13 protein-coding genes and 1 riboswitch are annotated in these 18,275 nt (G+C 43.3%); of the genes, 1 reads left to right on the top strand and 12 read right to left on the bottom strand.

Annotation, left to right across the window (positions count from 1 at the left end; genetic code table 11):
• Nucleotides 1-49: 49 nt before the first annotated feature.
• From thrS to metA, 6 genes are all read right to left on the bottom strand, one after another.
• Nucleotides 50-1,990 carry a threonine--tRNA ligase gene (gene thrS, locus NST45_RS18805; RefSeq protein WP_036684469.1) on the bottom strand — a complete coding sequence of 647 codons (1,941 nt, stop codon included), beginning with the start codon at nt 1,988-1,990 and terminating at the stop codon, nt 50-52.
• Between the two features lie 506 nt (nt 1,991-2,496).
• Nucleotides 2,497-2,667: a toxin-antitoxin system HicB family antitoxin gene (locus NST45_RS18810; protein WP_036684471.1), complete on the bottom strand. Its 171-nt coding sequence runs from the start codon at nt 2,665-2,667 to the stop codon at nt 2,497-2,499.
• An 11-nt stretch (nt 2,668-2,678) separates the two neighbouring features.
• On the bottom strand, nt 2,679-3,521 hold the full coding sequence (locus NST45_RS18815) for an SPFH domain-containing protein (protein ID WP_038569553.1): 843 nt from the start codon (nt 3,519-3,521) through the stop codon (nt 2,679-2,681).
• A gap of 525 nt (nt 3,522-4,046) precedes the next feature.
• Complete coding sequence (mqnC, locus tag NST45_RS18820; protein ID WP_036684474.1) at nt 4,047-5,183, bottom strand: cyclic dehypoxanthinyl futalosine synthase; 1,137 nt, start codon at nt 5,181-5,183, stop codon at nt 4,047-4,049.
• Nucleotides 5,184-5,811: 628 nt separating this feature from the next.
• On the bottom strand, nt 5,812-6,984 hold the full coding sequence (locus tag NST45_RS18825; protein ID WP_076141382.1) for a PLP-dependent transferase: 1,173 nt from the start codon (nt 6,982-6,984) through the stop codon (nt 5,812-5,814).
• A 36-nt stretch (nt 6,985-7,020) separates the two neighbouring features.
• Nucleotides 7,021-7,941 carry a homoserine O-succinyltransferase gene (gene metA / locus NST45_RS18830; protein ID WP_076141381.1) on the bottom strand — a complete coding sequence of 307 codons (921 nt, stop codon included), beginning with the start codon at nt 7,939-7,941 and terminating at the stop codon, nt 7,021-7,023.
• A 115-nt stretch (nt 7,942-8,056) separates the two neighbouring features.
• Nucleotides 8,057-8,186, bottom strand: a riboswitch (SAM riboswitch).
• A gap of 397 nt (nt 8,187-8,583) precedes the next feature.
• On the opposite strand from metA, the gene corA reads away from it, so the two are divergent.
• Nucleotides 8,584-9,519 (top strand): magnesium/cobalt transporter CorA, encoded by a 936-nt coding sequence (gene corA, locus NST45_RS18835; protein WP_038569550.1) that lies wholly within the window; start codon nt 8,584-8,586, stop codon nt 9,517-9,519.
• An 86-nt stretch (nt 9,520-9,605) separates the two neighbouring features.
• On the opposite strand, the gene NST45_RS18840 is transcribed toward corA, so the two are convergent.
• From NST45_RS18840 to NST45_RS18865, 6 genes are all read right to left on the bottom strand, one after another.
• Nucleotides 9,606-10,622: an HRDC domain-containing protein gene (locus NST45_RS18840; RefSeq protein ID WP_036684572.1), complete on the bottom strand. Its 1,017-nt coding sequence runs from the start codon at nt 10,620-10,622 to the stop codon at nt 9,606-9,608.
• Nucleotides 10,623-10,832: 210 nt separating this feature from the next.
• A complete protein-coding gene (locus tag NST45_RS18845; protein ID WP_051491338.1) occupies nt 10,833-11,714 on the bottom strand; it encodes an ROK family protein in 882 nt (293 codons plus the stop codon).
• A gap of 165 nt (nt 11,715-11,879) precedes the next feature.
• Nucleotides 11,880-14,606, bottom strand: a complete 2,727-nt coding sequence (locus NST45_RS18850) for a hypothetical protein (protein WP_076224116.1) — start codon at nt 14,604-14,606, stop codon at nt 11,880-11,882.
• Between the two features lie 13 nt (nt 14,607-14,619).
• On the bottom strand, nt 14,620-15,483 hold the full coding sequence (locus NST45_RS18855; protein WP_076101575.1) for a copper amine oxidase N-terminal domain-containing protein: 864 nt from the start codon (nt 15,481-15,483) through the stop codon (nt 14,620-14,622).
• A 42-nt stretch (nt 15,484-15,525) separates the two neighbouring features.
• Nucleotides 15,526-17,442 carry an Mbeg1-like protein gene (locus NST45_RS18860; protein WP_076224118.1) on the bottom strand — a complete coding sequence of 639 codons (1,917 nt, stop codon included), beginning with the start codon at nt 17,440-17,442 and terminating at the stop codon, nt 15,526-15,528.
• On the bottom strand, nt 17,442-18,272 hold the full coding sequence (locus tag NST45_RS18865; protein WP_076103994.1) for a hypothetical protein: 831 nt from the start codon (nt 18,270-18,272) through the stop codon (nt 17,442-17,444). Before NST45_RS18865 ends, NST45_RS18860 begins: the two co-directional genes overlap by 1 nt.
• Nucleotides 18,273-18,275: the final 3 nt, after the last annotated feature.

An 18,275-nucleotide genomic window follows, 5' to 3' on the forward strand; every position in this document is an offset into this window, starting at 1 on the left:
AACAGAGGTCTTATTTAGACGTAATTTTGGTGTTGTTAATTACAAGAAATTAGGAAATCACACGATCAGCAATTTCCTGAGACAAGAGCTCAATCACTTCTTGAAGCGGCTTAGCTCCAATGTCGCCTTCCCCGCGTTTACGGATGGAGACCGTCTGAGCGTTCATCTCATTCTCGCCAACTACGAACATGTATGGCAGTTTCTCAAGCTGAGCTTCGCGGATCTTATAACCCAGCTTCTCATTGCGGAGATCTGCCTCAGCAGAGATACCACGGCGACGCAGCTTGTCTGTAACTTCCTTGGCATAATCGTCGAACGCTGTCGATACAGGAATTACTTTAACCTGCTGTGGAGATAACCAAAGCGGCAGCGAGCCCGCAAAGTTCTCTAACAGGAAGGCAACGAAACGTTCCATAGTACCCAAGATTCCGCGGTGCAGAACGACTGGACGGTGTTTTTGACCATCATCACCGATATATTCCAGTTCAAAACGTTCAGGCAGCAAGAAGTCGATTTGTACAGTAGACAGAGTCTCTTCTTTACCTAATACAGTTTTAATTTGCACATCAAGTTTAGGACCATAGAATGCAGCTTCGCCTTCTGCTTCGTAGAACGGCAGTCCTGCTTCCTCTACTACCTCACGCAACATCCGCTGTGCAGTTTCCCACATTTCGTCATTCGCATAATATTTCTCTGTATCCTTAGGATCACGATAGGACAACCGGAAACGGTAGTCATTAATACCAAAGTCACTGTATACCTGTTTAATCAATTCGATTACACGAATGAACTCGCCTTTAATTTGGTCCAGACGGCAGAAAATATGGGAGTCATTAAGAGTCATCGAACGTACACGGTGTAATCCAGTCAATGCGCCTGACATTTCATAACGGTGCTGGATACCAAGCTCAGCAATACGGATCGGCAGATCACGGTAGCTGTGCATCGAGCTCTTATAAATCATCATGTGATGCGGGCAGTTCATTGGACGAAGAACAAATTCTTCATTGTCGATAGTCATCTTAGGGAACATATCCTCTTGATAGTGCTCCCAGTGTCCTGAAGTTTTGTACAGTTCAACATTACCCAGAACTGGTGTGTATACATGCTGATAGCCAAGACTTGCTTCCAGATCTACGATATAACGCTCCAGAATACTGCGCAATTTGGCACCCTTAGGCAACCAGATTGGCAAGCCTTGTCCTACCAATTGATTAAATGTAAAGATTTCAAGCTCTTTACCAAGCTTCCGGTGGTCGCGTTTCTTCGCTTCTTCAAGCAGGCGAAGATGCTCATCAAGCTGAGCTTTTTTAATCCAAGCTGTGCCGTATACGCGTTGAAGCATCTTATTCTTGCTGTCGCCACGCCAGTAAGCACCAGCTACATTCATCAATTTAAAGACTTTGATCTTGGCAGTCGACGGCACATGCGGTCCGCGGCATAGATCGAAGAATTCACCTTGTTCATAGATAGAAATCACGCTATCTTCAGGCAATGCCTCGATCAATTCCAGCTTGTAAGGATCACCTAGCTCACCGAAAATTTCAAGTGCTTCCTTGCGGCTAACTTCTTTGCGCACGATCGGCAGGTTCTCCGAAATTATGCGGTCCATTTCCTTTTCGATTTTGAGCAAATCTTCAGGATTTAGAGGATGTTCCAGATCCATATCGTAGTAGAAGCCATCTTCAATGACCGGACCTACACCAAGCTTAACTTCTTTTGTTCCGAACAAACGTCTAACCGCTTGAGCCATCAAGTGAGCTGTACTGTGACGCATAACCTCCAGACCTTCAGGTGAATCCAAAGTTACGATCTCTACCAGTGCGCCCTCTTCAAGGGGAGTAGATAAATCTACAACGATACCGTTCATTTTCCCCGCTGCTGCATTTTTGCGCAGGCCACTGCTAATAGAAGCTGCTACATCATCAATACTGCTACCCTCTGCGTATTCACGGACAGAACCGTCCGGAAGCTTAATACTTACTGACATTGCTAATTCCTCCTTCATATAATTAAGCCTAACGGCCCTTTAACCTTTGCGGAACAATAATATCCACGCACACAAAAAAACGCCCGTCCCGCAAAGGGACGAGCGATTACACCCGTGGTTCCACCCAAATTCGATTCTCTCTAGCCTCCCTTGAAACCTCAAGCGGAGTGAAGATAGAATCCTTCGTAAGCATGGAGTAACGACCATGAACCGGCAGTTCTTACTATCCCATTGCAGGGAGTTCAAAACGGCAGCTACAAAGGGGTAAATCGAAAGCAGGATGCCGGAGGAAATTTCAGCCTAAGTTTCCTCTCTCTGAACGGTCCAGAACAATCAACTCATATCTTCGTCAATGCTGTTAACGTGAATTATGGAGTAATTATAAATCTGTCCTCTCTGACAGTCAAGTCAGAAAAGGGTCCAAAATGATAGAAACTCAGGCAGAAGACACACATAAGGACTGTTCTGGCAGCCAATACATGGATGCCGAAACAGTCCTTTTGTGGTTATTCCTCTCGCCGTTTTTTTTCAGGTAAGCGGCCTGCACGTTTCAAAGACTCACGCAACAAGTATTCGATATGTCCGTTTACGCTGCGAAATTCCTCTCCCGCCCATCGTTCCAGCGCCTCATGCAGATCCGGATCGATCCGCAGTGGAAAGCTTTTCTTGGCCGCCATGATGCACCGCCTTAGTACAACGAGCCGGCGTTAATGACCGGACTCGCTCCGCGCTCCGACACGATCGCAACCATCAGATTATTGATCATCGCCGCTTTGCGTTCCTCATCAAGCTCAACTACGCCGCTTTCTTTAAGCTGTTTAATCGCCATATCGACCATGCCTACGGCGCCTTCAACAATGATTTGACGAGCGGACAGAATTGCAGATGCTTGCTGACGTTGCAACATTGTACTGGCAATTTCTGTGGAATAAGCCAAGTGTGTAAGCCGCGCTTCAATGACCTCTACACCAGATATCGACAAACGTTCTTGCAGCTCGGTTGCCAATTCTTTAGCAATCTCATCTGCATTAGCCCGCAGGGACATGCCCGATTCATTGAAGTTATCATACGGGTATTTACTGGCTACATGACGCAGCGCTGTTTCACTTTGGATTTCCACAAACGCCATATATTTATCTACATCAAAAAGCGCTTTTGCAGAGTTAATTACCTTAAATACGATAACTGCAGCAATTTCAATCGGATTACCTTCCACATCATTAACCTTCAGCTTGACACTGTTAAAGTTACGCACGCGGAGGGAAACCGTCTTGCGCAAACTGAACGGAATGACTGCAAACAAGCCACTTGTCACGATAGTCCCTACATATTGCCCGAAAAAGGTAACTACGACCGACTTATTGGGCTGCACAACCGTAAAACTTGTACATAGAACTCCAGCTACAACGAACAGAATGACTGGCACTGCGACATACTCCTGAACAGCACCATAAATTCCTCCAGCTAAACAAACTGCAATCAATGCGAGAACCCAAAATCCACTGACAGGACGAAGCGTTTTCTCTTTCATAAAAGCACCCCCACTAGATATTCTTTTGATATGATTATGATATCACTTTTGGATAATAATGTGAATGGATAAAAAGAAATAAAAAATGAATTTATGTTCACATTTATATAAAGTTTCGTTTAAAAAGGCGTACTCCACACCAACCTTAGTTTGTGTAGTTAACCTTAGTTCATAATGTTCGTATACCTCAGCTCTATGGACACTAATGCTCTTATACGCCACATTTTCCGATATCCCCCATGCTATCGGACCCCACAGTCGCTATTGCGCTAAAAACCAGCCTATATGAGGCTCTTTTCAAGGATACCGTCGCTGGGGTCGAACACCTGCTCAAAAGACGCTGAATTTACGAATAAGGTCCACTGGGTCCATACGCCTAACGGATGATATAACAAGCGAAGATTCAGATGTGTTCTGCAATGAGGCTTGCTAATGATCGTAATCCTAACCTTACAAAAAAACGCTTGATGCTCATTAGTCCACTGAAGGATTAACAAGCATCAAGCGTTGATTAATTAATATATATTAGTTCTGCATTACAAAATCATTATCAATCTTCGCATTAGGATCATCGAACACCCGCAGAATATCATAACGTGTATTCCGCTGCGCTGGAACTTTGCCTGCTTCGCGAATCAGCTGAGTGATCGACTCGATGTTTACCTTGTAAGTCGCACCCGCCGAAGATACTACGTTCTCTTCAATCATTGTGCTGCCGAAATCGTTGCAGCCATATTGCAGGGAGAGCTTGCCGACCTCTGGTCCCATAGTGACCCATGAAGATTGGAAGTTCTTAATATTATCCAGCACAAGGCGGCTGATCGCTACCGTCTTCAGATACTCCTCAGGCGTTTGTCTGTCCAGCTTCAGGTTGGTATTGTCCGGCTGGAATGTCCATGAGATAAAGGCCAAGAAACCTTCAGAATCATATTTATTGGCAATACACTCATCCTGAGCCTCTCGCACACGTAGTAAGTGCAAAGCACGTTCCTCCATACTTTCCCCAAGCCCAATCACCATTGTCGCTGTGGTATTCATACCCACTTTATGTGCCGTCTGCATTACATCCATCCACTCGCGCCACGAGCCTTTTAGTCGGCTGATTTTGCGGCGTGTACGGTCATCAAGAATTTCTGCGCCTCCGCCTGGCAATGAATCCAGACCCGCAGCATGAATTTCACGAACCACTTGTTCCAGTGGTAATCCTGATACTTCTTTCATCTTCATAATCTCCGCAGGAGAGAAGGAGTGCATTGTAATCTCAGGGAACCGTTGCTTAATTCCGCGCAGTATATCTGTATAGTAGCTAAATGGAAGGTTAGGATTAGTTCCACCTTGCATAAGAATTTCTGTACCATTAACAGCAATTGTTTCAGCAATTTTTTGATAAATCGCCTCATCTGGCAGCACATAGCCTTCATCCGAGCCTGGTCTGCGGTAAAAAGCGCAAAAACGGCAGTACACATCACATACATTCGTATAGTTAATATTACGGCCAATTACAAAAGTGGCTAACGGGTCCGGGTGCCAGCGTTCCATAATAGTGTTTGCAGCAGCACCCATTTTCTCAATTTCGTTGCTCTCGAATAGTCGGATGGTATCTTCCAATTGGAGACGGTCGCCCCGCAGGGCTTTATCCAAAATAAGATCTATCGCACTCATCGTTCGCATCCTCCTTTTAAACCCTTAGGGATATGGTAGATTCACAAAATCACAAGAAAAAATAACGTTGTCGTCCTTTAGAGATAACAACCGTTTCTCGTAGTAACATAAGGATAAAGTATAGTATGTAACTTATACCTTATATTTTAATAAATGAACAGTTCATTTCCTCATCGTATCACAATCTGAACAGCTTGAAAAACTTTTTACTTTCTTAGCAAGATACCATCCAGCAGAAAGAGTCCTTACATTGCTGCCTGCACCCGTTGAATCAAAATTCCCTGAGGCTGTCGGACACAGATGACGTTATTTGCAAGTTTTTAGCCTTTAGAGCATAGTTATGGACTCCAGTGATGCTATTCCATGAAAAGAGCCTCATGAAAGCTGTTTTTTAGCGCAATAGCTGCTGTGGAGTCCGTTAACATTCCAAATGTGGAATAATGCTGCGTTTAAGGTCAGCTGTGTCCAATAGCGAAAAGTCCAAAAAGAAGAGCTATCCCAGCAGCCAATTCCCGGCTTATGAGACAGCTCTATTTCATCCTCAGTCTAACACCAGTTCTAAATCAACGGTGAGATAGATCCTCGATATTTCCCAGCAATTCGGTGCCGATCTGGGTTGCCGTTACTTTTACTTCGTTTCGATTTCCGCCCGCGCAGCCTCCAAAGCATGACCCAGATCAGCAATTAGATCCTCCGCATGTTCAATGCCCACCGAGAAGCGCAGCAACCGATCATCTACACCCACCGCATTCCGAATTTCCACAGGAATGTCCGCATGCGTCTGTACTGCAGGATAGGTCATTAACGATTCAACCCCGCCGAGGCTCTCAGCGAAGGCTATAAGCCGGATATGACGAAGCAGAGGTTCTACGTATCTGGCATCTTTTAATTTGAAAGAAAAAATTCCGGTATTGCCCGAGGACTGGCGATTCTGAATTTCATATCCCGGATGATCCGGCAGGCCTGGATGGAACACTTCCGCAATCGCCGGGTGCTCTTGTAGATAGCGGGCAATTGCTAGTGCATTACTCTCGTGCCGTTCCATACGCAGAGCCAGTGTCTTCATGCCTCTCATCAGCTGATAACTGTCTGTTGGCCCAAGCACAGCGCCAATAGAGTTATGTAGAATCGCTATTTCAGCGGATAATTCAGCCCCTTTAGATACAATAAGACCAGCAAGTATATCATTGTGTCCGCCCAAATATTTGGTAGCACTATGGACTACAATATCCGCACCTAATTCCAGAGGACGCTGGAAAAATGGAGTCAGCAGTGTATTGTCTACAATTGTGAGCAGCCCATGATGACGAGCCCAAGTAGCAACGGCTGCAATATCCGTAACCATCATCAAAGGATTCGTTGGCGTTTCAATAAATATCGCCTTTGTATTTGGAAGACGGGAAGCCTCAAGCGCATCCAAATCATTCGTATCTACATAGGAAGCAGTGATTCCAAACTTGGACATAATTCGTTCCAACAAACGATAGGTCCCGCCGTAAAGATCCAGCGAAACGATCAAGTGATCGCCTTGCCCAAACAGGGTAAATATGGTTTGAATAGCCGCCATCCCAGAGCTACAGGCAAAACCTGCATCACCAGACTCCAATTCCGCAGCCGCATTCTCCAGTACGGAACGGGTCGGACTTTTGGTACGGCTATAATCGAAACCTGTGCTCTGCCCAAGCTTCGGGTGACGGAATGCCGTAGCATTATAGATAGGAAAATTAATGGCTCCGGTAGCCGGATCTTCTTGTGAACCTATTTGTGCCAGTCTGCTTTCAATCCTAAGTTTGTCGTCCATGATAAATGCCTCCTAAATTATAATGTAGCGCTGATCTTAATAAACAATCGGGTCGATATCGTAAGGTGTCTCTTGATATACATAGTAATTGAGCCAATTAGAGAATAATAAGTTGGCATGTGCACGCCACACTGCAGGAGGTGTCCGTTCTGGATCATCTTTAGGGAAATAGTGTTTCGGCAAGGCCATCTCCATGCCCCTCTCCAAATCACGATCATATTCCCATTTCAGGGATAGAGGATCGTACTCGGAATGTCCGGTCACAAATATTTGTTTGCCGTCGGTCGTAGCTACTAGATACATACCAGCTTCTTCGGATTCTGCCAGAATCTGCAGATCTGGATTGCTCTCAATATCTTCGCGGGAGACATCGGTATGACGGGAATGCGGTACATGGAATACCTCGTCAAAACCGCGCAGCAATTTAATGTTATTTTGATTAATCGTATGGGAGAATACACCAAAACATTTTTCAGGCAATGCCACTTTACGAACACCAAAATGATGATACAACCCTGCCTGTGCCGCCCAACAGATATGCATGGTCGAGGTCACATTATCCTTGCTCCATTCAAAAATCTCTTTTAGCTCTTCCCAATAGGATACTTCCTCAAACTCCATTTGCTCTACGGGTGCTCCTGTAACAATAAGGCCATCCAAACGGCGGTGGCTGATCTCGTCAAAAGTTTTGTAAAAGCTTCTCAAATGCTCAGCAGAAGTATTCTTAGAAGTATGTGAGCGTGGATGCAGCAAGGTAACATCAACTTGCAGCGGTGAATTTCCTATTAAACGCAGCAATTGAGTCTCCGTCGTTTCTTTAGTCGGCATGAGATTCAGAATAGCAATCCTTAGTGGACGGATATCCTGATGGAAAGCCAAACTATCATCCATCACAAAAATATTTTCTCCGGATAGTACTTCTTTTGCTGGTAAACTGTCGGGAATTTTAATTGGCATTGTCTTTCCACTCCTTAACTGTATTTAGGTTATGTTGTCACATCGCGGCTTTCTGAACAATAAAAAGACCTTTCTCGGAAAACGAGAAAGGTCATATCTACAGTCATATGCGCCTCTCTCATCTGCCAGAAACTTTTGGACGGGGTTTAGTCGTCAGCAAAGTTCCGCAAGAATTAGCACCGTGCGTTCACACGCCGGTTGCCGGGTTTCATAGGGCTAGTCCCTCCACCTGCTCTTGATAAGATTTAGCTGTATTCAATTAAATTTCTTTAAAATTTACTTTAAATCATGAACCTCCTTTTCGTCAAGTCCATACAATGCTGAAGTAGCCTTAAAGTAACAATAAATTTGCTTGAAAGAGGCATACTCCGTTGTTATACTAGACAAGTATTTCATACCTGAACGAAAAGAAGAGGTGAGAAGAAGAATGGAAGGCGACCCGAGCTCGCAATTAAGTGTACAAAATGAGCAACCACACAGGATAATCATCAGCTTGCCGGCGGCGGGAGCAGTTCTTCTTCATGCCCTCGAATCGTCATTCGGCCTCTTGTATTGATTGTAACGCCGGCCAAGCTGATTTTTTTCTCTGTGCTTAATTAGCAGTCCCTGGTGAAGACCCGGGGATAGAAGGAGTGGAATCAGATGAAAATCCGGCTGGTGAATGCAGGGGTTTTTACACCTATTGATGAAATTGATGAAACATTGACACCCCCAACAGAAGGGTTCTATTGGATTGATGCAGATGTGGAGGATTTGGAGCTGCTTCAGCCCCTGTTCAACCTGCATGATCTCGCTGTTGAGGATTGCCTTAGTGAAGAGGATCAACGTCCAAAGATCGAAATATACGAAAGTCATTACTTTATTGTTGTAAACAGCATCCGCTTTGATGATGAGGAAATTTTCCTGCGGGCACTCAATATATTCTTGGGCAGACATTATATTATTACTGTAACGAAACAAAAGATCCACGAGCTGCGCATCCTGAAGCCCATGTTATGGGAGCAAGAGGTTAGCGAACCAGACCAATTCCTTTACCTGCTTATCGACCTTGTCGTAGATAATTATTTCTCCGTAGGTGACCGAATTGAAGCCCGGATTGAGAAGCTTGAAGAGGATATCCTAATGCATACCAAGAAATCTCATCTGAGTGAGATTATCGGTCTGCGAAGTGAGATCTTATGGTTAAAGAAGATGCTGGGACCACAGAAAGAGGTTATCAATACCCTGAACAAAAAAGACCTCCGTCTGATTGATGATCAGCTGCAGAAGTATTTTAGCGACATTTATGAAAATGCAGTTAAAATATCCGAAACCTTTGAGACGTACCGCGATCTCATGGGCAACTTACGTGAGGCCTACCAATCCAGTATCGCCAACCGCGCCAATGAAATTATGAGAGTATTTACCGCGATTACAACGATATTCATGCCTTTGACCGTAATTACCGGAATCTATGGGATGAACTTTGATCATATGCCTGAGTTGCATACGAAATACGGCTATTTTGCCGTTATAGGTCTAATGTTGACGTTAGGCTGTGGGATGCTGTATGTATTCCGCAAGAAAGAATGGCTATGAAAATAAACGGACGAATAGGCAAGACGAAGGCCCTTTAACCCTATGGTGTAAGGAAGCCTTCGTCTTTTTGATATGAGGAAAAGCTACTAGAAACTGGTCGCCACGCCCACTTTAGGAGCTTGCTCCCGCCGGAAACGAATGCGGATCAGCCGCAGACGTTCATAATAGCTATCCAGCCCTTCTGCTGCTGAAAAATCCTCCCCATACACCTTATGCAGCACTGGCTTTAGAAAAAGATCTCCTGCCTCTACATAGGCATTCCATATCGCTTCCTGTTCATTCTGCGGCATATTTTTCAGTTCTACCTCGATCAGTTTCTCCACGCAATAACCTTCTCTTTCCAGCTCCTCTACCGCTTCAATCAGTTCGCGACGGTTCACTCCACTGTTCACCTTAAGCTGTTCTAACCCTAACCCATTCTCGATCCCTTGCAGCAGAATTCGCCGTAATCGCAGTCTTTCTAGCTGTTTCTTATATTTGACCTCTTTCTGTTTATAGAGCCAGGATACAAAAGAGTCCTCCTCAATTTCTTGGTGAACCCAATTCAAAGGAAAGGAATGCTCCCTTGCAGCCGTAGAGGTTATAGCCAACCAATCCGTGCCATATTGGGCTACCTTTCCTTCCCCTACACCAGGGATCTGCAGCAGCTCCTCTGGTGTATGCGGCAAGAAAGTGCTTATCAAACGTAACAAACGATTGCTGGCAAGAATGTAAGGGGCTTTCCGTTCACTAGAAGCTCGGCTGCGGCGCCAAGCACATAACTCCTCATAAATAGCTTCGTTCCCATTATATTCACTGTAATATTGCAGCCTTAGCTGCTCCTGATTGCGCCCAGTAAGGCCGTCTTCTTCATGAAATACGCCATCAATCAACGGCCGATAGCCATCCCCCATCTTCACCGCCAGCTCATGCCTGTAAACACAGAGCATTTCATTCCAAGAACCACCCGCATACCACAAATGCTCCTGCGTCTCCTCACCGTCTGAAAAATCACGCCAGCCCAGGCTCCACACTCCTTCTTCCTCTCCAATCCATAGCTGAGCGAACACCTCTTGATCCACCCCAGATATTCTGGATAAGCGATTCATAAATACAATTTGCATATTCATCCCTGCCTTTCTAGTCTTCAGCAAGCACTATACCTACCGGGTCTGAGCTACTCTTCGCTGGTGTGAATCCCACACTGTCAGACTCGGAAAACGCAAAAAAGCACCACTCTCACGATAAACGTGAAAGAGGTGCTCCCTCATTAAATGCTATACTGTTAGATCCTACAATACCATATATTTCCTAACAGTCAATATCTTTTTATACTAGTTTCTTGCCAAAGCTAAGGTTGCCAGTCCAATCGCACCTGCAAGTCCTGCATTATCTCCAAGCTGCGGTGGCACAACGTAATTATCAATATCGGTATTGAGCGCTGGATGCTGAACATAACCTTTAAGCAGCTCCTGCAGCTTGGTACGGATTAGCGGGAACAAGTGGCTTTGCTTCATGACCCCACCGCCCATTACGATTTTTTCGGGAGACAGAATCAGCACGTAATTCATAAGTGCATGTGCAAGATAATGAGCTTCCATATCCCAAGCTGGATGGTCAACAGGTAGCTCGCCTGCTGGTTGTCCCCAGCGTTTGCCAATCCCCGGACCTGCGGCTAACCCTTCAAGGCAATCGCCATGATAAGGGCAGTAGCCCTCAAACGTGTCCTCTGGATGTCTGCGAACTAGAATATGTCCCATCTCAGGATGAGACAATCCATGCACCATCTGACCTCCAACAACTGCTCCCGCTCCAATACCTGTCCCAACCGTAATATAAAGGCAGCTGTCCAGACCTTTAGCCGCTCCCCATTTACTTTCCGCAAGCGCTGCACCATTCACATCCGTATCAAAACCGATCGGCACGTTAAATTGCTCAGCCATTGTGCCTACCAGATTATATTGTCCCCAGTGAGGTTTTGGTGTCGTTGTTATGTAACCATAAGTAGGGCTGTCCAGCACGGGATCAATCGGTCCAAACGATCCAATACCAAAAGCTTCTACATTCTTCCCATTAAAATAGTCGATTACGAGTCCCATCGTTTCTTCCGGTGTTGTTGTCGGAAAGCTAACTCGGTCCAGAATGGTACCGTCCTCATAACCAATCCCGCATACAAACTTCGTTCCGCCTGCTTCAATCGCTCCCAATAACTTCATAGCAACTATCTCCCTTCTCCAATAAGCAATAATCCGCCATCCAGTGTGAAAATAAAAAACAATATAAAAAAACAATCAACAGCCCTTATTATACGTTGGATGAAGCGCTATCACAATAATAAAACTCCCTTCATGCTATTTTGCATGAAGGGAGACTATTGTTGTTTAATTATTTAAGTCATCAAACATAGAGCCTTTTACCGTAACCTCAATTTGATCCAGCGGCTTAATGCCGACAAGCTTGCCCAGTGATTTGTATGCGTTGGTACTCTTGGAGAGCTCCACATCTGCCAACCAAGCCTTAACATAGTACTTCCCATCTGGCATTTCAGCTGTAGTATAGACAGGAATATGGTCCTTATTAATCGTAATCGTCACCGTAGACTTTTCCGTGATCTTGTACATATTCTGATTCAAGCCCACATATTCACGGTATTTGAAATTGTCGAAGCTTCCCAGTGTACTAGACTGTGAGTAACCCTCTAATATATTCTTCCAGAATTCATGGGTGCCATTATCACTTTCTCTTTCTTGTGAATATGGGATCTCTTCCACATCTTTAGTAAAGCTGTTCTCCACCGTCAACAATTTCGCATCATTCACTCCGGTGTTATCCTCTACGGATAAAGCTGCTGGCTTTCTTGCAAAGTTATTCCCGTTTTTGCTCAGTGGTTCATTCCGCAGATTGACCGCAACTTTATCATTATTGATATACATAAGATCAGTTTCATATCGGAAAGAATTCGTAAGTTCCTCAACAAGATCCTTATGGTCCTTCGTGTCTTTATCCGTATCTTTAAACGTAACTGTCTCCAGTGTAAAGGTATACGTTCCAACAGGATTAAAATAATATCCGGATTTAATCGGATAATCATACCCTTGAAGTTGCTTATCCGTCGCAAACACGGCGGTATCATAATTAGATTTGTCGTTAAGCATTTTTTTAGCGGTAGCTCTGGCTTTCTTATAAGCTTGAGCCATGCTATTCTCTACCTTCCAACCGATGTCTCCGCTTGCCTGTTGTGTGAAGATTCGTTCGAATTGCCCCTTTACTTTCGTCCAATCCTGTAAGTTCTTATTCTCATCTTCATGAGCCATCCAGCGGATTACATTATAATTGTAAGGCTCACTTGTCCAGAGGAGCTTTCGAATCAAAGAATCCGCTTTATTCTTGTCTATTGAATTCTTGTACAGCTTAGGTGCTATTTGTTTGGCCCCGTTATAAATATAGGTCCGAATGGTTTTGACATCCTCACCTGGTGTAAACGGAGCTGAAGTGCTGCCGCTCTCCGTATACGTTTGACAAGATTCAACATCTTTACCTTGCCCGTTCTTAGTTGTGCTGCACACCTGATAATTACGAGTGAAATTTCTGCTCACAGTACCCTGGAAACTGATATTACCTGACTTTTGATTAGGTGTATACGGAGCCGGATTAATGTACCACTTACCGTTAACAGGATCATCACCAAAATCAGGACGCTGCAGACTAGCTATGATGTCAGGTTGCCTAACTATAGTACTGGCGGCATCGTTAACCAGCGGATTATTCTCCACACGGAAATAACGATAGATAGTATCCGAATTATTGATTACTTCCAAAGCGCCTGTAGCATTCCCACTCCAAGTAAAATCAGAATATTGCGGTTGTAGAACAGCCTTTATAGCAGCACCATCGGCTAACCCGAATTTCACTTTTTTCGATAACACATTATAATCCAGATCGAAGGAGCCTTTAGTTGTTGGCATCGAGTTGATCTTCTTAATCCATCCGTAAATCTCATTATTTCCGTAAAAGACTTCATTAGGTGACTTCAGCCTGTTCAGATTAAACTGGATGTATACGTCCTCATCAGGCATTGTAAATGTCGCGAAAAGAATATTGTCAGCCGTATTAGCCGCAAGCATAATTTCACCTGCTAACGTTGACGCATGACCATGGTATCTTACAGGGATTTCCTTTCCGTTACTCGTGATCTTCCAAGCGTAATCTGTTGTTTTCTGCGTGGCGAAGCTGGATCTGAGCCTGATTCCAACGGTTACCTCTTGTCCAGCTACCGCGCCGGTTGGCAAAGTTTCGAAATGAGGGGATAAATCATTTACCTGCAAAATAAACGGTGCGATAGGAATGCCTAAGTAAGTAATATTTCCGTTGGAACCTTGGATGTAAATCCTCCCTGATCCCCAAGACAGATAGGTAGGCGGTTGCAAGACGTGAACATAATCTATCCATCGCCCTCCCTTAGACGGTGTAGTATTCTGAGTGTATACAACCCTGTCTTTATACTCCTTGTCTTGATTGTTATAGATGAACCGTTCATATTTCTTACCGGCATAGCTCAGGTTTAGTCCAGTAAGAATCGCCTGCTCAAAAGTCCCGCCGGAATTTGCTAGATACTCAATATCCCGACCTACAAATGCATCAAAATCATTTTTTCTAATTTTGTAGCTTGATTTTACGCCAGAGTCCTTCCAAGGTTCCTTAATCATATTAAAATTCTGAATTTGAATCCCGCTCCATCCAGCATACCATGGAGCTCCCTCAGTTGAGACCGAGTCCCCATCAATCGAATACCCGGAAAAAGCAAACATATTGCTATGCTCAAGCCATTCATGATTTCCACCATAAACAATCTCAAAATTACTATTGTTAGATTTTATCTGGTTTTGCAACAAATCCTCTCTTAACTTTCCTTTATTAGTCTCCATTGTGTAATAATTAGATTTTTTATAGAGCTCCGCCATATCTTTATTGATCTTCTCGATAACAGCTGTCGCTGTTTTTGGAAGATTGTTAGATGTATCATTCACTGACTCTTCAGAGAAAACTGAAGAAGCTATAGATTGGAATAAGAATATTGTCACTATACTAAGCCATATCGATTTTTTCATACCTTCACCTCTCCTACTTCGGCCATACTGCGATTCCTATATCCCCCATACCAGGAGAGTCTACATCAATTTTATAATCTTTGCTTTGGAAGACTTTATAATCTAGCTCATCCATTCTTTTTGTTTTTGTTCTAACATACTTCATAATCGAATCTACGACATCGCCCTCAATGTTTTGTCTAAGAATATTCTCCGCTTCCTTCGCTTCCAGTGCAGGGTCAGAGCCTATATTAGTAAATGTAATTGTGATTTGAAAAAGATACTGACCTGCTTTCCGATCATCATTGTTGTATACTGTCAGCTGTGAATCGGTAATATAAGTCGACTCTAGATTGGCCCCCAATTGAGTATACGGGATTTCAAACCCATGAATCGTTACCGTCTTCGCTCCATTCGTTGATTCTCCCGTAGCAGGCTTATCAGAGGTAGCTATTTCACCTGAAGGAGTAGTGATGTAGACCGTCTTCACAGCATCATCCCATTTCACGTTTACACCGAGTCCTTCATATACAAATCGAAGTGGGACAAAGGTTCTTGACTGTTTGAACAATGCTGCCGTGTCCATTTGTTTTGTTTTTCCATTGAGCTCATAACTCTTTTTCCCGATATAGACACCCATTGTTTTGCCTTCAAGCGAGATTGTTGCCTTTTTGGCCTTACTGTCCCATAACACCTTAGCTCCAAGCGCTTCACTTATAAAACGCACGGGTAGCTGTACTCTTTGCTGCGCATCGATAAAAGGCTGGGCGTCTGGAAAAATAACTTTTTCTCCATTTACTACTACCCTCAATGGAAGACTTGCTGCAAAACCTGAAAATGCAGAAGTCATCAGGGATACCATTAGTAATAAAAGTAGAGAACTGATTAATTTTTTCATATAATTACTCCTCTCAATTTATCTTTCTATTTCCTGATATAATTAGTTAAGATGTATTGTGGTAGTACTTGCACGGGCAGCTGCAACAATTTTGGATTCAATCTCTCGATATTTTGTAACTGTGTATCTTAAACCTGCAGTTTTTCCGTTAATCGCTGTTGTTACACGATTTTTCTGTGTCCGGACTTCATTGCTTAAACGTTGAACTTCTCTTAATTGAGCTTGAACATAAGATTCACTGTAAGTCCTGCCCACGTTAGAACTGACTCCAGAAGCTATAGATAATATCCTCTCGACGGCTTCAGCAATGCTCTCTTCCTTACGCACCAGACTTTTCTGCAGACTCTCCAGTTTATCCATATTCGCCAAAATCTTGGCTCCTTGAATGACACTAGCAGATGCAACTGCAATCTTCGTTATGGTTTTCGTTACGGTCGATTTGACTTTGCTGATCGCTGAATCTTTAATCGTGCGTACGCCAGCGATAAATTCTTCCTTAGTTTTCTTAATTTTAGATTTTACACTTTGGAATATATCCCCCATTTTCTTCATTGCTTTGTCTTTTACACTAATCCAATATTCCTTCTGAGCTTCAATATACTGAATGGCATTCTCTACAAAACGATTAAAGCCCTCTTTTAATTTCGTCATAAAATCAGAGACTGCGTGCTTTACCTTTTGTGAAAACTCCTCAATTTTATCACCGATCAAATTAGTCACTCGGACAGCTTCTGTCACCATATTCGTTACAAATTCAACACTTTGATTATAAAAGGAGACCACTCTCTCCTTGATATCCTCCACCTTTTGCTCAATCCAGGGAATCACACTGTCAATTACAAAACCAATCACATAAAGCGCAACCAGAGCTTTTATAGTGACAACGAGCGCAGCTAACGCTGCAGTAATCGCCGCAGTAACAACTGCAACGGGCCCAACAGTCACCATTAAAAGCCCAACTACGGCTATTCCCGCAAACGCTAATGGTCGCAGATCTACTTCCCCATCCAATACTTTAAAAATCCCTTCAACCAATGCTTCCTTTAGTGGCCCCGGCACAATTTCTAAACCAACTGTAATATTATGCACAAGGTTAGGAACCAAAGCCCGAGTCTGTGACTCTGAACGTTGAAAAGACTCATTGTTCCCGTCGATCTTCAGTGAGAATAAGGAATGATGTGGCAGCACGGTATTCCTTTCAGATTCAGTATCAATGTAAATACCTGCTGATGGATTTTGAAATAAGGCCGGAACGATGTCATTTTTATTTCTGAACTCTTTAATTTTGTCATTCTCATTCAATTCATCTATAGTGGCCCTGTGTTTATCAAGCAAGATTCCATTAAATCCCGGTGCATTAAACGTTGATGTGGAAGTTAGTTGATTCCGTAAATTCTCAGGTAATATAAAAGAGGAATATAGGGCTAGATTACCTCCTAGCGAGTGCCCAGTCAGAAACAATTCATAACCCGCATCTATTTTGAAATTATCCATATATTCTTTAGCTTCCGCCTGTTGTAAAGATTCAAGGGCATATGCAGTTGTTCCGTTGTTTTTCCAGTCATTATGGTAAAGCGGGTTATCCATTGGTTCACTACCCCGGAACGCCGCTACCTTTGCCCCGTTCTTGGTATCTACTGTAAATGCAACAAAACCTGATTCCTCTTTTTTATTATGAGAGACGATATTGGAGATTTCCCAATTCTGATAATCAGATATATTCATCTGCTCTATGAGATCATTCCACTGCTTGTATTCTTTGACTCCGTTAAGATCGTCAGGAAAGCGTTCTTTTAATTGTTGCTGACCTGCGGGAGAAGCGTAGAAGTTGAGAACTTCGCCGAGAGTGATTTTTTTATATAATGCATATGTTTTTTCCAAATCCTTAATGTTGAGTATATCTAAATAAACAAGTTGTGAGATCTGCTTTAACTCTACCTCTGTAAGCGTATCGTCCATTACAATCCCCCTCTTTGTTCCATTCTTTTTATTCTGTCCTCTTTCCATATATCAAAGAATTCTCTAATCTTGTCTTGAGATTCTACAATCTTTCCATCAACTCCTAATTTGAATCCAGCCATTGTAACTATATTAATAATTCCTGTTTTTTTGGTTTCGTCACTAAAATATATGTCAACACTTTCCTCTGCCTTTTTGACCTCTTCTAATCGACCATAGGCCTCTGGAGTGAGGTATCCTATCCCTATCAGACTACTCACATATTTATTTTCTGCTAGTATTTTTGCAAAATCCATATATTTTCTCATTTCTGCCTCTTGGTCCATATCTCCATTACCATCAACATAGTTATCACTATTTAAATAGACTGAAATCACCAGCGTATTCGTTGGATATAACTTCAGAAATTGCTCGTAGGAAATCTTTGTATCGTTATGCTTGGGGTAAACCAACCCCGTTTCGTTGGCAACGATAATTTTACTGTCAGGCCAAATGCTAGCAGCGATTGCTTGAATCATTGGTTCGTCTTTTTTTGCTACCACCTGGTTTAAATAGTTGTCATACACCTTTTCCAAATCCTTCGTGATTTCCACCCGTACATTAATCGTGTCATCCTTCTTAGGATGCACAGTCGCCTTCAATGTATTGTTGTTCATCGTTCCCCAACCGCCGCCTATGCCATCAAGGATGAATTCCTCGCCATACTTTTCCTGCAAGGAGCTCAAAATTTTCTTTTCACTTTTCTCCTCTCTAGAGCCACATCCCATAAAGCTGAACATTGATAATATCAACATCAGAGTCAACACCTTCCTTGTATAAATCTTTTTCATGCT

The organism is Paenibacillus sp. FSL R7-0163 (genome assembly GCF_037969975.1).
Taxonomy (GTDB): Bacteria; Bacillota; Bacilli; order Paenibacillales; family Paenibacillaceae; genus Paenibacillus_AQ; species Paenibacillus_AQ odorifer.

Bases quoted from the DNA above. Each gene is read 5' to 3' on its own strand.
- thrS (WP_036684469.1), bottom strand. From the start codon at position 1,990: ATGTCAGTAAGTATTAAGCTTCCGGACGGTTCTGTCCGTGAATACGCA.
- NST45_RS18810 (WP_036684471.1), bottom strand. From the start codon at position 2,667: ATGGCGGCCAAGAAAAGCTTTCCACTGCGGATCGATCCGGATCTGCAT.
- NST45_RS18815 (WP_038569553.1), bottom strand. From the start codon at position 3,521: ATGAAAGAGAAAACGCTTCGTCCTGTCAGTGGATTTTGGGTTCTCGCA.
- mqnC (WP_036684474.1), bottom strand. From the start codon at position 5,183: ATGAGTGCGATAGATCTTATTTTGGATAAAGCCCTGCGGGGCGACCGT.
- NST45_RS18825 (WP_076141382.1), bottom strand. From the start codon at position 6,984: ATGGACGACAAACTTAGGATTGAAAGCAGACTGGCACAAATAGGTTCA.
- metA (WP_076141381.1), bottom strand. From the start codon at position 7,941: ATGCCAATTAAAATTCCCGACAGTTTACCAGCAAAAGAAGTACTATCC.
- corA (WP_038569550.1), top strand. From the start codon at position 8,584: ATGAAAATCCGGCTGGTGAATGCAGGGGTTTTTACACCTATTGATGAA.
- NST45_RS18840 (WP_036684572.1), bottom strand. From the start codon at position 10,622: ATGCAAATTGTATTTATGAATCGCTTATCCAGAATATCTGGGGTGGAT.
- NST45_RS18845 (WP_051491338.1), bottom strand. From the start codon at position 11,714: ATGAAGTTATTGGGAGCGATTGAAGCAGGCGGAACGAAGTTTGTATGC.
- NST45_RS18850 (WP_076224116.1), bottom strand. From the start codon at position 14,606: ATGAAAAAATCGATATGGCTTAGTATAGTGACAATATTCTTATTCCAA.
- NST45_RS18855 (WP_076101575.1), bottom strand. From the start codon at position 15,483: ATGAAAAAATTAATCAGTTCTCTACTTTTATTACTAATGGTATCCCTG.
- NST45_RS18860 (WP_076224118.1), bottom strand. From the start codon at position 17,442: ATGGACGATACGCTTACAGAGGTAGAGTTAAAGCAGATCTCACAACTT.
- NST45_RS18865 (WP_076103994.1), bottom strand. From the start codon at position 18,272: ATGAAAAAGATTTATACAAGGAAGGTGTTGACTCTGATGTTGATATTA.